This is a genomic window from Clostridioides sp. ES-S-0010-02, assembly GCA_020641055.1.
Taxonomy (GTDB): domain Bacteria; phylum Bacillota; class Clostridia; order Peptostreptococcales; family Peptostreptococcaceae; genus Clostridioides.
Genome location: CP067345.1, coordinates 1907318 through 1923002 on the forward strand (window position 1 = coordinate 1907318; position 15685 = coordinate 1923002).

A 15685-nucleotide genomic window follows, 5' to 3' on the forward strand; every position below is an offset into this window, starting at 1 on the left:
TACTATAACTTTTTATATTATTTAAACAAAGTATCATTAATTATAATAAGTGAATTCAGTATAATTTTATATACAAATTATTTGCAGTAAAACTTGTTAAGTAAAGTTTTTATTTGAATAAAAATTAATATTGAAATTTTTAATTATTTTGTAGTTAAGTAAAGATGTATAATTACTGAATAAGTAGAGGGAAGGGAAAACATGAATGACTATGAAGAATATATAGTTACAGTAAAATCTAGTATCGTGAATCTAATTTTAGGTTTAATATTTTTATCAATTGGGATTGTATTAATTGTATTTTGTGTATATATTAAACAGTACTATATATTATTAATTACTCTTGTACTTACAATATATGGATTAATTTCAATTCTCAAATATACAAGAAAGTATATTATTTTTGATTTATATAATATTAAAGTTCGTAAATGTATAGGGAGTGAAAAAGAGTATTCATATAATGATATTACTAGAATTTCAATAAATAATAAGAAACAGGAATGTCCAGTTAATATATATGTGGATAATAATAAAATTGCAACTTTTTTTGTATCGGATAAAAGTTATATGTCTGCTATAGCGGAAATGAAGCGAAGAGAGTTGCCATTTGATGATAAAAGTATAGACTATATATCAGATATGCCACTTTGGATTCCAATTCCATCTAGTGAGATTAAAAAATTTTGCAATGAAGCTTCAAGAAAACTTGAAAAACAGGTTAAAGAGGATTTGTGTAAAATAGAAAAGGAGTTTGGAAAAGATATATCCTTTTCTTTTGGTATAGATGTTGAAGAAAAAATATTTGTATGTGTATTTTTAGTATGTATTATGAAAAATGGCAACTATACAAAAGTTATAAAAAAATACAGAGGAAAAAAAGCATGGGCTATGTTTCCTGTATATATAGTGGGTCCACAACTATATAAGAAAGAGATTGAAGATGGCAAATTTATTTGTAATATAAATTATTTAAATGCTTTTTCTGGAAAAATGTGGTCAAATTTTTCTAAAATGATAAAAAAATATGGTGTGCAAGAGAGTGAAATAGAAGTTGATTTTGAATTAAAGAGTGAATTGGATTAAATAGTTCTATAGAGAATATCTTAAATATAAGGTATAGACACAAAATAAATTAATTATTAGTCTAAAAAATCCTTATAGAGAAAGGGGTACAAGAATGCTAGAAGCATTTATATTTGATTTAGATGGAGTGATTGCAGACACAGCATATTATCATTATTTAGCTTGGAAAAAACTAGCTGATGACATTGGCATAGATATAGATATAGAATTTAATGAGTCTTTAAAGGGTATAAGTAGAATGGAGTCATTAAATAAAATATTAGAATATGGATATAAAAAAGATTTATTTTCAGAAGAAGAAAAAATGAAAATGGCAGAAGACAAAAATAACTATTATGTATCTTTAATAAACAAAATAACTTCAAATGATATTTTGCCAGGTATAAAAAATTTACTTGATGATATAAAATCTAATGATGTAAAGATAGGGTTGTCTTCTGCAAGCAAGAATGCTACAAATGTATTAAAACATCTAGGCATAAGTGATAAGTTTGATTTTATAGCAGATGCGTCAAAATGTAGGAACACCAAACCATATCCAGATATATTTCTTATGTCAGCAAAGGGACTTGGTGTAAATCCTAAAAATTGTATAGGAATAGAAGATGCAAGTGCAGGTATTGATGCTATAAACTCAGCCAATATGTTTTCTGTTGGAGTTGGAGATTATAAAAATCTAAAAAAAGCAAATTTACTTGTAAATTCAACAAGTCAGTTAAATTTTAAGTATATATTAAGTGAGTATAATAAGTATATAGTTAGGAGCATTATATGAAATGTTTGTTTGATAATATAAATGAGTGGAAAGTTATACAAGACAAGATTGAAATTAAAGAAAATAGATTAGCAGAGTCTATAATGAGTATAGGCAATGGTTATATGGGTATGAGAGGAAACTATGAGGAAAGATATAGTGGAGATAGCCATAGAGGTTCTTATATAGCTGGAGTATGGTTTCCTGATAAAACTCGTGTTGGATGGTGGAAAAATGGATACCCAGAATACTTTGGTAAAATTCCTAACTCAGTTAACTATATAGGGATAAGAATTTTCATAGATGGGGTAGAGTTAGACCTTGAAAAATGTAATGTTGAAAATTTTTATAGAGAATTAGATATGAAAAATGGTATTTTAAAACGTAAATTTACTGTGAATATTAATGGTAAAAAATTTGAAGCTAATATAACAAGATTTTTAAGCGTATCAGTTAAGGAATTAGCTGTAATAAAGTATGATATAAAAGCTTTGAATTCTAGTGCTAAAATAAAATTTATTCCATACTTAGATTCAAATATAAAAAACGAAGATTCAAATTACGAAGAAGAATTTTGGAATGCAGTTTCTTCAAGTTCCTCAGAATATAGAGGAAATATACTTTCACGTACAAAAGAAAATACATTTAAGACACCCATATTTACAGTAGGTGCAACGATGCATATTAAAGCAAGAGGTAAAGTAGATGATATATCTTATTTAAGTACTGATAATTACTGTGAAAATTCAATAACAATGGATGTTTTAGAAAACGAAACTATTGGAATAGAAAAATATGTAACAATAACTTCCACTAGAGATTATAGTGAAAATGAGTTATTAAAGAAATGTGATGATATCTTAAATATAGAAATATCTAAAGAGTATGAAGAAATTTTAAATGAACATACAAAATTGTGGAATAAAAGATGGGAAAGTGCAGATATAAAGATAGAAGGAGATAAGAGTAGTCAACAAGGTATAAGATATAATCTATTTCAATTATTCTCGACTTATTATGGAGAAGATTCAAGATTAAATATAGGGCCAAAAGGTTTTACTGGTGAAAAATATGGAGGTGCTACTTATTGGGATACAGAAGCATATTGTCTTCCAGTCTATTTAGGTGTAGCAGATAAGAGTGTAGCAAGAAATCTTTTAGTATATAGATACAATCAGCTAAAGCAAGCAAAAGATAATGCCAAAAAACTTGGACTTAAGGGAGCACTATACCCAATGGTTACTTTCGATGGAGTGGAATGTCATAATGAATGGGAGATAACATTTGAAGAGATTCATCGCAATGGAAGTATAGTATATGCAATATATAATTATACAAATTATACAGGTGATTTTGGATATATAAAAGAAAAGGGCATAGATGTAATAGTAGAAGTAGCTAGATTTTGGGCTAGTAGGGTACATTTATCTACAAGAAAAGATTTATATATGATACACGGAGTTACAGGCCCAAATGAATACGAAAGTAACATCAATAATAATTGGTATACTAATTATATAGCTAAGTGGTGTTTAGAATATGCTGTAGAAAACATCTTAAAATTAGAAAAAGAGTACAGTGAATGTATTAAAAGAAATAATGTAAGTAAAGAGGAAATTGAGGACTGGAAAATAATATCAAATAAAATGTATTTGCCATATGATGAAGAATTACAAATAATAGTTCAAAATGATAATTTTTTAGATAAGGAATTTATAGAGGTAAAGGATTTGCCAAAAGAGAATCTTCCTCTTAATCAAAAATGGTCTTGGGACAAGATTCTTAGGTCATGTTTTATAAAACAAGCAGATGTGTTACAAGGAATTTATTATTTTGGGAATATGTTTACTAAAGAAGAGAAAAAGAGAAACTTTGATTTTTATGAAAAATATACTGTACATGAGTCTTCTTTATCTTCTAGTGTTTATTCTATTATTGCTTCTGAAGTAGATGACTTAAAAAAAGCTTATGAATTATACTCAAGAACAGCTAGGCTTGATTTAGATAATTATAATAATGATACTAATGATGGTCTTCATATAACTTCAATGTCTGGCTCATGGCTTTCTATTATACATGGATTTGCAGGGATGAGAACATGGAATGAAACACTATCTTTTGAGCCTAAGTTACCTCAAGAATGGAATAATTATTCTTTCAATATAAATTATAGATATAATAATATCCATGTTGATGTATGTAGTAATTTAATTAAGATAGAAAATTTAAAGGGAAAACCAATAAAAATTATTGTATATGGAGAAGAGTATGTATTAGAAAAATCTATAGAAATTAATAGAAGTAAATTAAAATAATGTCTTAGTGTATAAATAGTTAAAATAAATTTATCTAATTTTAAATTTATTTTAACTATTTTTTATTTAATGCAAACCTATATATTATAACAATAATCGTGCTTTAAATTAAATATATTACATAAATCTTCATAAAATCTTCATAATTTCGTAAAGAATATGTAACAAAAGTAGGGTATATTGTATTCTGTAGAGAATATAAGGGAGGAAATAATTTATGAAGAATAAGAAGTTCATTATAGCAATACTGATAATAATAGTTGGAATAGGTGTGTTAGTAAAAGAATATTCAATTAAAGAGATAAATAAGGCTGATATAGATGTTAGTAAGTATATAGAATATGCTGATTTAGCAAGTGAAAATAATGCACAAGTTAATTGGAAGTATGTAGCTTCTATCATTGCTGTATTAAATAAAAATAAGTTAGAAAAAGTTAATGATTCACAAATAAAAGAAATATCAGATTTATTTGTTAAAGATTTTTCTAAAAATAATAAAGTAGAAAATTTAAGTAGTGTTTTAGATGAGTTGAAATTTAATAATAAACAAAAAAGATTGGTTAATGATTATATAGAGGACCTTAAAGATTATGGAATAAAGCCAGAAAGATTAAAATCTGATACACAATATATGAAATTTATTAATGAGATTGAAACATCTGCTATACAAAACTATAAAAATTATAAAATATTGCCATCTATAACCATTGCACAAGCAATAATTGAATCTAGTTGGGGTAAATCAAGTTTAGCAAAAGAGTATAATAACTTATTTGGTATAAAGGCTGATGCCTATTGGAAAGGAAAATCAGTTACTTTAGAAACAAAAGAACATTTAGATACAATTATAGATGATAAATTTAGAATATATGATGATAAAAGTGAATCTATAAAAGACCATGCAGAATTTTTAGCTACAAATAAAAGATATAAAGCCAATGGTGTATTTGATGCAAAAACATATATCTATCAAGCTAAAGCATTAGAAAAAGCAGGTTATAGCACTGCAAAAGATGAAAGTGGAAGTAACATATATGCAGAACGTCTAATAGAATTAATTCAACAATATAATCTTCAATTAATAGATAGTGAAATTCAAAGTAAATTGTAACTTTGGTGTAACATAAGGGTGATATATTTATCGAGGAGGTGGATTTTATGAAAAAAATATTCTCGGTATTTACAAGTTGTATGATTATTGCAACTACTATCACTGGATGTAGTAGTAGTGAGGTTATTAATGACACATCATCTATGTATAATGTCAAAAATCTGGACTTTAATTTTGAAGTAAAACCAGAAACTTTTGAGGTATCAGTAGAATCTAATGGTTTAAAGGAAAAGATATCTGAACCATTAAAAGAAAGGAAAGTATCAAATTTTAAACAGACAAAAACAGAGACATCATGGACATATCCTGATGAAAACATAGACATAAATATAAAAAAAGAGGAAAGCTATTTAGATGTAGATATTAAATCTAATTCAGAAAAAGAAGCTAGTTTTAATTGGCCAAGAATTGAAGGCGAAAGTTATGTGTTACCACTTTATGAAGGTAAATTTATACCAAGTGATGATAAATACTGGAAAGAGCATTTAAATGAATCAGCTTACAATGTCATAGAATCCTTTTCGATGCAGTTTTTTGCAGTAAATAAGACAAAGTATTCTGTGCTTTATATTATTGAAAATGAATTTAATAATGAGATTAAATTTAATTCTAAAGATAAAATTAATTTTACATTTACACATGAATATCCAAGTATAAATAAAAATAAAGAGTATGGATTTAAAATATATTTGACTGATAAAAATATTACAGATGTGGCAAAAACCTATAAAAATTATATAGTTGATAAAGGTGAGTTTAAAACATTAGAAGAAAAATCTAAGGATAATAAAAACATTGAAAAGCTTTATGGAGCTCCTCAGATTTATTTTGCAGACAAATCTATAATAACAGTAGGTGATATTAAATGGGACAAATTAAAGGAAAATTTATCAGATGATTTAATTAATTGGATGAAAGAACTCCTAAGTAAAAAACCTGATAATAGTGAATTTATAACTGTACTTAATCAAATAAAAACCCAAGATTATATAGATAAATATCAAAAAAATCAAATAGTTCAAGCCTTTAATCAAGTTATGCAACTAAATACTTTTTATAATAGTAAGGTTTTTGATAGTAATGATAAAGAAATAAAAAAAGTACTAGATAAAGGAATATCTAAATTAAATAGAGTAGAATTTATAGAGTTTAACAAAAAGTTATTAAAGTCAAAATTGGGGAATAGTGTGAATAAAATTGATACATGGGCAAGATATAATACAATTGATGTAATTAATGATATGAATAAATCTGGTATTGATAATGCTTGGATAGGGTTTGATGATATGGAAGAAGGTTATGTATCACCAGAAATAGTCAAAAGAGCTAATGATTTAGGTTATCTTGTAGGACCATATGATTCATATCATTCTATACACAAGCCAGGGGAAGAAAAATGGAGTACAGCATCATTTAAAGATAAGTCACTATATGAAAATGCTACTATAGAAAATAAAAAAGGTGAAAAAGAATCTGGATTTCAAGGAGAAGGAAGACAACTAAATCCTACATTATCTTTACCAAGTGTAAAAGAGAGAGTAAAAAGTATATTGAATGAGGGGTATGAATTTAATTCTTGGTTTATAGACTGTGATGCTACAGGAGAAATTTTTGATGATTATTCTCCAAATCATATAACAACACAGTCACAAGATTTAAAAGCTAGACTTGAAAGAATGTCATATATAAGAGATAATGCAAATATGGTTATAGGTTCAGAAGGAGGAAATGACTTTGCAAGTAGCACTATAGCATTTGCACATGGGCTTGAAACACCAGCGTTTGCTTGGGTAGATAAAGATATGAGTAAGAACAAAGAAAGTGAATATTATGTTGGTAGATACTATTCTCCAACAGGAGGAGTGCCAGAAGTCTTTTCAAAGCAGATACCTGTAAAAGAAAAATATAAAAAAATATTTATAGACCCAACTTATTCTTTACCTTTATTTAGATTAGTTTATAATGATTCTGTTGTATCTTCTCATCAATGGCTATGGGGAACTTTCAAAATTAAGGATGAAGTTGGAAGTAGAATGATGAAAGAAGTATTATATAATACACCACCTATGTATTATATAGATAGAACTGAATGGGAAAAACATAAAGGTGAAATAATTTCTCATGATAAAGTATGGACAGAGTTCAATAAAAAGGCTATTAAAAGAGAAATGACAGACTTTAAGTTTATTTCTGATGATAGATTAGTTCAAATGACTAAATATGGAGATGATTTAAAAGTAGTAGCTAATTTCTCTGAAAAAGATGTTAAATATGAAAATGAAATTGTAAAATCAAATTCTTTGGTAATATATGATAATAATAAGAAAATTATGTATAAATCAGAATAATAGATTTAATGAAAATAAATTCTATCAAACTCACATATAAAATAATATTTAATTAAACTATACAAAATGGTGACTATAATTAATTTTAATAATTAAGATAGTCACTATTTTTATATCATTTTTAATATTGAAAGCTTTACTTCAGTAATATTAAATATCCTAATTATTCTAACATATGTCATACTCATTGTGCCTCTTAATAAATATAAGTTTTATTTTTATTTTAGACAATATATTGACTTTTTGTATTTGAAATAGTATTCTTAGATAAGACACTATATTGTCTAATTGAAGTAATATTATTTTATGAATTATGAATGAATCAAATTTGAAAGATTTAATAAACACTAAAAATAAATACTGGTTCATAGAGAAAGGAAAATATTAAAGAAAATGAATACAATCATTAAAGTTCAAGATTTGGTAAAAGTATTTGATAATCAAGAGGTCATAAAACATTGCAATATAAATGTAGAGAAAGGAAGTATTTATGGATTTTTAGGTGCAAATGGAGCTGGAAAAACTACAGTACTAAAATTGATAGCAGGTTTATTAAAACCAACCACTGGGAATATAATGATTTCTGATATGAATATATCAGAAAATCGTAATAATATTTTAAGAAAAATTGGATGTATTATAGAAACACCAATTTTTTATGAACATTTATCAGCTGAGGAAAATTTAAAGATACATAATGCTTACATGAATTTTTATGATGCAGATATAAATGCTGTTTTGCAAAAAGTAGGACTCGAAAATACTGGAAAGATACAGGTATGTAAGTTTTCTTTGGGTATGAAGCAAAGGTTGGGGATTGCTCGTGCAATGATACATAATCCAGATATTCTTTTACTTGATGAACCTATCAATGGTCTTGACCCTATGGGAATAAAACAAATGCGTGATTTATTCAGAACACTTGCAAAAGAATATGATATGACACTTATTATTTCAAGTCATATATTAAGTGAAATAGAGTATATAGCTGATACAATAGGCATTATTTCGAATGGAAGTATTTTAAAAGAAATTCCTATGTCTACAGTAAAACAAGAATTTCCTAATGGCTTGGAAGAGTATTTTTTTGAAATAATGAATGGAGGAAACAACTGTGTATAAACTTATAAAATTAGAACTAAAAAAAAATAATATTCGCCCTTATCTTCATGCCATGGGTATCATTACCTTATGTGTATTAGGATTTTTGTATACATTTGCTATGATTGCTTATACAGGGGGGGATACAGATTCTGCTGAGTTTTCTAATTACCATAATATTTGGGTAATCACTAACGTTCTACAAATGTCAGCTTATGCCATTTTATCAGCTGTATTGTTTTCCACATTTGTTATAAAAGAATATTCTGGAAAAAATGCAATTTTGATTTTTACTTATCCAATAAATAGAAAGACTTTATTGAACTCAAAGATTGTATTGATAGCTACATTATGTTTGAGTTTTATGTTGCTTGGGACGATTATTTCCCTCCTTATATTTATGGTTACAGAAGCTTTTTTTCCTATGATTTCTGATAATTTTACTCTTGGATTGTTTTTTAAGATTATTATTGAAACAATTTTGTGTGCTGTATTCTCTTTATTTATAGGTGTAATTTCTGCTAGCATTGGATTTCGAAAATATTCCATTCAAACAACGATTATAGTCTCTGTTATTCTTGCTTCCTGCACTGCTAACATTATAACAACTATGCTTCACACATATATTCCTTTTATTATTGTATGGATAGTAGCAGCAGTATTAGCTGGACTTTCGTATTTATGGCTTATCTCAAAAGTTGAAGACATAGAAGTATAATTGTATACTTAATAAAGGTAGTTCTAATGAATAAAGCAACAGATAATAATGCGTCATACTTTATTTATCTGTTGCTTTTTAACATTTTGTGGATGATTAAAGTATGTTTTCCAATCGGTTTGTACATTTAAAAATAATTTTTAATTATTTTATACTTTATGCTTTTGATTCATTCTTATATAGATACTTAGCAAGAATTGAAATTAATAGCATAATTATGAACATACATACTATAGGTATATAGACTGTGGAACTGAAAATTTCAAATAATTTTCCATGCATAATTTGACCAACTGGAGCAACACACTGTGATACAGCGGTAACAGTAGCCATTACTTTACCCAATAATTCATTAGGAGTTTGTTTTTGAACAATAGTTAAAACGAATATAGTAATAATTGTCATAGACATGGCTATAGGTATAACACAAATAAATAACAATATAAAAGATGGATAATATCCTAGTCTAAGCATTAAAGGTGAAATAGAAATAGCCATTGGTATCATCAGAATACTAATTAACATTAACCAGCGATACAGTGTATTCATTTTCATTTTTTAGCAAACAGACCTATTGAAAGTGCACCTAAAACACTACTAAATTCAATAATTCCTATCCCTATGCCATACATATTATTACTACTATGCATTGTTATACGTAAAATATATTGTATTCCTACAAGTAAGAATGGAGTCAAAAATAAATTTAAAGAAGCAGCTAGAATCATGGCTTTACTAATATAAGATTGTTTTATAACATAAGAAAATCCTTCTTTCATATCACTGACTATTGTTGATACTATGCTTCCATTAACTTTTCTTTTATTAAAAGGTATATGAATAAACATTTCCATTACTGCGGATAGAAAAAATGCAATACAACTTACAATAAGAAGCATCTTAATTCCAATAAGACCATATAACAAACCTCCAAGTACAGGAGCAAACATACTTGAAAGAGAGCTTATTCCGTTTACAATTCCATTTGCTTGTTCTAAATCTTTTTCATTTGCTATTAAAGGTATGCTTGCTTGTACAGTAGGTTGATACATAGAACTAATAATTGATAATAGTACCATAATAACCCCAATTAATATAATAGAATTGTTTAAAGTAGAAAGAAGACAAATAAAAGTAAAAATAATAACTGAACTAATAAAATCAAATATAACCATTAAATTTTTACGATTAAATCTATCAGCTATTGCACCACCAATTGGAGAAAATAAAAGAGGTATGCTTGATATTGCGTATAAAGCTGCAAATATGTCTGCACGTCCTGTCGTGTCTAAAATATAAGTGGAAAGTCCAAATCTTAACAACGATGAACCAAGTATAGAGACAATTTGACCAAGTACTATTAAATTAAAATTCTTATTAAAACAACTATTCATTTTATTTAAATCTTGCATTTCTAGAACACCTCACTTTTTAAGACTGACCGTCGGTCTATAAAAATTATAATCAATCACAAATAAAAAGTCAATAGAAATATTTAATTTATAATTTTAAAATTATATTTTTATTTTAAATAAAAGGTATGATATCTATCAAAAATATATCATATCTTATAAATAGCGATATTTATTTCATACAAAATTAAAAATGGTAATTTGAAATAGTTATAATGAATAGTATTAATATATAGATATAGGGAGATTGATGAAATCATGCATGAAAAAGATAAGGTTATATATAATCTGGAAGAATGTGAGAGTCTAGAAAATACACTCTACTTTTCTCAATTTAATACATATAAAAATTTTAAGCTAGTTTCTAAAAAATCTGGAGTAAATTTATTAGATACATCTGTTTGTGGAATGAATATCCACGATATAAAATTGATTGATACAATAGAATGTATGTCGTTAGAGGATGAGCAGATGACTGGTAAAAAGTTAATTTTAGTTGGTGATATAAATACTAACATAAGGTTAGAAAATATAAATAATGCTAAAAGAAATAGGAATTTTACAAAGAAAAATATACTTGAATTAAAAATACCTTTTAGTACATTTATACAAATGCCTAGAGGAATAAAAAATAACGATAAAATTAATTTAAAGTATATTATACAAGATATAACATCATCCATTTTAGATGACAATAATTTATTTATAAGTATAACTACAATTATAAGTTATGACAATAATTTTAAAATAAGATAATATTTAAATTATAGAAAGGTGGGTGCAATGAGAGGTATCAATGAATATGGGGGAGATTTTAGTTATAAGTTATTATCTAGAAGCCCTATAATAACAAAAACTACTTTTAGTAATATTGTTTCAAATGATATGAGTGGAAATATTTTAGAGGTAGAAAAATATGTTGATAAAGAATGTGCATCTGTATTTGATATTTTAACATATACTATTGTTGTTACAAATATGAGTAATCGCAAAACTGGGAATATATTTTTTAAAGATTATATTTCTAAGTACATAAAATTTATAAATAATACTGTAGAAGTTAATGGTATCAGAAAGGGTGGATTAAATCCACAACAAGGTTTTTACATAGGTAAAATAAATGGAAATTGTAAAAAAATAATATCTTTTAAAAGCATAGTATTAGCAAATTCAGCATGTAGGGTTATAGAAAACCACGCTAATATATATTATTATTATAAGTATGATATGGAAAAATTTCCAATGAAAATATCAATAGAAAGTAATCGTGTTTATACAAGTATTAAAAAAGCTGTATTTAAACAATTAAATATAAGCAATACTTTAAAAGCACCTAAAAATCTAAAAGATATATTAAAAGTGAAGACAAATAGCAAAATACTTAGTATAAAACTTATAAAAAATCCTATAAATAAAGACAAAAATCTAAAACTATGCAATTTAATAATTGTTGGAAGTATAGAGTTTGAAATTAACTATAGTTGTAGAAATTATAGTAGATTTAAATCAGTAAATAAATTAGATAATAGTTATAACATTCAAGAAGATAAGGACTATAGAAGTAATATAAAAATGGCTAATGAAAATATAGAAAATTACAAAAATCAAATTAATATTACTCCTAGCAAAGTTAAAAAAGTTACTAAAACCTTTGGTTTCTCTTGCTTTATTTGTTCACCTGTTGGAATAGTTTATGAAGATGTAAAAAGTATAAATATAAAAACTGAACATATATCAATAAATGAACTGAATAATGGTGAATTATTCATAAATACATCGCTTTTATTATACTATTAATTGGTTGTACATAAAATTTAAAATTACTAAAACAACTATATGATTTAATGTATACAAATATTATTATAGATTAGATATAAGGTGATAATTATTGTTAAAATAGCATCAATTATAAAAAATCAGTTAATCAAGTATTTATGACTTATAAATTGATTATAAAGCCTTAACAATAAGCTATTATCAAATAATTTATTATAATATTATAATGACAAGTATATAGTTTAAGAATAAAAGTGTTAGCAAAGTTAGAGATAAGAAATTTATGATTCTTGAGGAAATTTTAGCTTGCAATATATCTGTAATAAATATAGAAATATAAATTTAATAACCACAGTATTCTTAGGAATACACCAAATAATTCAATGTTTGTAACATATACTGTTAGATAATGTGTTGAACTATAATACTTATACTGGATTTACAGTAGTTATTATGAAATAGAGTTAAATAATAATTGTAATAAATAAAATTAAGCATCTAGATTTATGCTAAAATAAGACAAATATGTTAAAAAAATGATAAGTTATGAGAACTTTTGCCATCTTCAATTAATATATTATTACTAGTAATAGCTTTAAAATCATATTACTATTATACAAATTTTAGCTTTAAAAGAAGGTGACAAAAAGTAAATGAAAATATGCATAACAGTAGGTCATAGTATACTAAAAGGTGGAAAAAGTACAGGTGTAAATGCAATAGTTGATGAGTATAGTTATAATAAAAAATTAGCTCCTATGTTAGCAGAGATGCTCATAAGTCAAGGTAATACAGTAGATGTAATAATTTGTCCAGAAAGACATTTTGTAGCAGAAAAAGAAGAGTTTTTTTATAGAGTTCCAAAAGTAAATAGTGGCAAATATGATTTACTAGTAGAGCTACATTTAAATAAAAGTGATGGAAAAAGCTTTGGTGCAGAAGTACTTTATTATGGTAATGAAGGATTAGAATATGCTAAAAGAGTATCTAATAAACTTGGAGAATTATTTGAAAATAGAGGAGCTAAAAAAAGAGAAAATTTATATATCTTGAGAAACACGAATCCAGTTGCAATACAAATTGAAAGTTTTTTCTGTGATAATGTGGATGATTGCAATAAAGCCAATGAAGCAGGTTATGACTATATAGCACGATTAATTACAGAAGGTATTTTGAATAAAGATATAGGTATGTGAGATTATGGTAATTTAGGTATTGATTAATACCTTTTAATCTTAGATATAAATTGAAAAATTGTCTAGGAATATAAATTAAACCTAAGAAGTATACTAATTCAGTTTATTTAAATCAATTTAATTATCTAAAAAAAATACCCCTTGAAAATATTGACTTATCAATGTTAATAAGGGGTATTTTTTTAGATTTTATTTTGATTTAAGGACTAGTTCATAATTTTTTCTGCTAAAATCTATATATAATGATAAAAAGTATAAAAATATCGGTGTCTTACATTATAATAATATAATGGAGAAAAATATAATTGATAAGATAAAAATAAACATAATAAGGTGGTAATATATGAAATATACATTCGAAAGTTTTAAATTGGATAAAAAGATACTTAAGTCATTAAAAAATTTAGAATATAATGTACCTTCTAAGGTACAAATAGAAGTTATTCCAGAATTGTTAAATAGTAAAAATATAGCAGTAAAATCAAAAACAGGAAGTGGGAAAACAGCAAGTTTTGCAATACCGATATGTGAAAATATTGATATAGAATACAATAATATTCAAGCACTTATAGTAGTACCAACGAGAGAATTAGCGCTACAGGTAAAAGATGAGATATCAAGTATAGGAAGGTTAAAGAAGGTAAGATGTAGTGCTATATTTGGTAGACAATCTATAAAAGAACAAGTAGCTGAGTTAAAGCAAAGGGTTCATGTCGTTGTAGCTACTCCGGGTAGAATAATTGACCATATAAATAGAGGCACTATTAATTTAGAAAAAATAAAGTATTTAATAATAGATGAAGCTGATAAAATGTTTAATAAAGGTTTTCTTGAACAGATGGAAACAATATTAACAAATATACCTAAAGAGAGAACCTTAGGTCTTTTTTCAGCTACAATAGGTGAAGAGATAAAATATATATGTGAAAAATATACGCCAGATTACGGCATTATAAATGTAGAAGGAAATGAAAGTAACACTAATGAAGGATTAAGACAAATAGATGATAAAATAATCAAGTCAAAGGAAAGAAATAAGTATGTAGTTTTAAAAGAATTAATATACAGCGAAAATCCAAGGAGTGTAATAATATTTTGTAATACTAAAGAAAAAGTATCTAAACTATATAATAAAATGAGTAAGGAAGGTTTTTTGGTAAGAGAGTTACATGCAGATTTATCACAAGAAAAAAGAATATTTGTGATTAAGGATTTTAAAAATATAAAGTTTAATGTATTAGTTAGTAGTGATGTAGCATCTAGAGGAATACATATTGATGATATTTCTTTAGTCATAAACTATGATGTGCCACAAGATAAGGAAAACTATATACATAGGATAGGTAGGACTGGTAGAAAAGGAAATAGTGGAAAAGCTATCACTATAGTAGATGAAAAAGATGAGAAATATATAGATAATATAGAAACATATGTAGGATATAAAATAAATGAGTTAACTAATATAGAACAAAGTAGTATTATTAAGGGTAAAGTTTTGTTTGAAGAATATTCAAAAGAAATTTTGAAAGAAGTATCGAAAAGAAAAAAAATTGCTAAAAATTCAAACAAAAGTAAAGATATAAAATCAAATCTAGAAAATGAAGTAGTTAAATTGTATTTAAATGCTGGTAAAAAGAAGAAGATAAGGGTCTTAGATATAGTTGGAGCATTTAGTAATATAAAAGGTATTACTAATGATGATATAGGTGTAATCGAAGTTCAAGATTTATGTTCATATATAGATATATTAAATTACAAGGGAGACTTGATATTGAAAAGATATAAAGAGATTCCTATAAAGAAAAAAATGGTTAAGGTAAAAAGAGATATACAATAATTCAATTATCATTATTAGTTAATTATTATAA

11 protein-coding genes and 1 pseudogene are annotated in these 15685 nt (G+C 25.6%); 11 read left to right on the forward strand and 1 reads right to left on the reverse strand.

Going from position 1 to position 15685, the window contains the following annotated elements; genetic code table 11:
- Positions 1 to 201 precede the first annotated feature (201 nt).
- From JJC01_08680 to JJC01_08710, 7 genes are all read left to right on the forward strand, one after another.
- Positions 202 to 1086: a hypothetical protein gene (locus JJC01_08680; protein ID UDN59920.1), complete on the forward strand. Its 885-nt coding sequence runs from the start codon at positions 202 to 204 to the stop codon at positions 1084 to 1086.
- Between the two features lie 94 nt (positions 1087 to 1180).
- Positions 1181 to 1861, forward strand: a complete 681-nt coding sequence (pgmB, locus tag JJC01_08685) for a beta-phosphoglucomutase (GenBank protein ID UDN59921.1) — start codon at positions 1181 to 1183, stop codon at positions 1859 to 1861.
- Positions 1858 to 4155, forward strand: coding sequence for a glycoside hydrolase family 65 protein (locus tag JJC01_08690; protein ID UDN59922.1), 2298 nt, complete (start codon positions 1858 to 1860; stop codon positions 4153 to 4155). The genes pgmB and JJC01_08690 overlap by 4 nt, the downstream gene beginning before the upstream one ends.
- Positions 4156 to 4372: 217 nt before the next feature.
- Entirely contained in the window at positions 4373 to 5266 is an 894-nt protein-coding gene (locus JJC01_08695) for a glucosaminidase domain-containing protein (protein ID UDN59923.1), read from the forward strand.
- A 47-nt stretch (positions 5267 to 5313) separates the two neighbouring features.
- A complete protein-coding gene (locus tag JJC01_08700; protein UDN59924.1) occupies positions 5314 to 7614 on the forward strand; it encodes a glycoside hydrolase in 2301 nt (766 codons plus the stop codon).
- A 393-nt stretch (positions 7615 to 8007) separates the two neighbouring features.
- Entirely contained in the window at positions 8008 to 8736 is a 729-nt protein-coding gene (locus JJC01_08705) for an ATP-binding cassette domain-containing protein (GenBank protein UDN59925.1), read from the forward strand.
- The gene (locus JJC01_08710) at positions 8729 to 9433 is read left to right on the forward strand and encodes an ABC transporter permease (protein ID UDN59926.1); all 705 of its coding nucleotides are present in this window, start codon (positions 8729 to 8731) and stop codon (positions 9431 to 9433) included. Before JJC01_08705 ends, JJC01_08710 begins: the two co-directional genes overlap by 8 nt.
- A gap of 156 nt (positions 9434 to 9589) precedes the next feature.
- Here JJC01_08710 and JJC01_08715 read toward each other — a convergent pair.
- Positions 9590 to 10845 (reverse strand): annotated as a pseudogene (locus tag JJC01_08715) (MFS transporter).
- A gap of 258 nt (positions 10846 to 11103) precedes the next feature.
- On the opposite strand from JJC01_08715, the gene JJC01_08720 reads away from it, so the two are divergent.
- The 4 genes from JJC01_08720 (at position 11104) to JJC01_08735 (ending at position 15654) form a co-directional block, all read left to right on the forward strand.
- Entirely contained in the window at positions 11104 to 11601 is a 498-nt protein-coding gene (locus JJC01_08720) for a DUF3794 domain-containing protein (GenBank protein ID UDN59927.1), read from the forward strand.
- 27 nt (positions 11602 to 11628) lie between these two features.
- Positions 11629 to 12642, forward strand: a complete 1014-nt coding sequence (locus JJC01_08725; GenBank protein UDN59928.1) for a DUF11 domain-containing protein — start codon at positions 11629 to 11631, stop codon at positions 12640 to 12642.
- 632 nt (positions 12643 to 13274) lie between these two features.
- Positions 13275 to 13817 (forward strand): N-acetylmuramoyl-L-alanine amidase, encoded by a 543-nt coding sequence (locus JJC01_08730; protein ID UDN59929.1) that lies wholly within the window; start codon positions 13275 to 13277, stop codon positions 13815 to 13817.
- A gap of 343 nt (positions 13818 to 14160) precedes the next feature.
- A complete protein-coding gene (locus JJC01_08735) occupies positions 14161 to 15654 on the forward strand; it encodes a DEAD/DEAH box helicase (GenBank protein UDN59930.1) in 1494 nt (497 codons plus the stop codon).
- Positions 15655 to 15685: the final 31 nt, after the last annotated feature.

Excerpts from the sequence above, each read along its gene's own strand:
- JJC01_08720 (UDN59927.1), top strand. The coding sequence starts at position 11,104 with ATGCATGAAAAAGATAAGGTTATATATAATCTGGAAGAATGTGAGAGT.
- JJC01_08725 (UDN59928.1), top strand. The coding sequence starts at position 11,629 with ATGAGAGGTATCAATGAATATGGGGGAGATTTTAGTTATAAGTTATTA.
- pgmB (UDN59921.1), top strand. The coding sequence starts at position 1,181 with ATGCTAGAAGCATTTATATTTGATTTAGATGGAGTGATTGCAGACACA.
- JJC01_08700 (UDN59924.1), top strand. The coding sequence starts at position 5,314 with ATGAAAAAAATATTCTCGGTATTTACAAGTTGTATGATTATTGCAACT.
- JJC01_08735 (UDN59930.1), top strand. The coding sequence starts at position 14,161 with ATGAAATATACATTCGAAAGTTTTAAATTGGATAAAAAGATACTTAAG.
- JJC01_08705 (UDN59925.1), top strand. The coding sequence starts at position 8,008 with ATGAATACAATCATTAAAGTTCAAGATTTGGTAAAAGTATTTGATAAT.
- JJC01_08690 (UDN59922.1), top strand. The coding sequence starts at position 1,858 with ATGAAATGTTTGTTTGATAATATAAATGAGTGGAAAGTTATACAAGAC.
- JJC01_08695 (UDN59923.1), top strand. The coding sequence starts at position 4,373 with ATGAAGAATAAGAAGTTCATTATAGCAATACTGATAATAATAGTTGGA.
- JJC01_08680 (UDN59920.1), top strand. The coding sequence starts at position 202 with ATGAATGACTATGAAGAATATATAGTTACAGTAAAATCTAGTATCGTG.
- JJC01_08730 (UDN59929.1), top strand. The coding sequence starts at position 13,275 with ATGAAAATATGCATAACAGTAGGTCATAGTATACTAAAAGGTGGAAAA.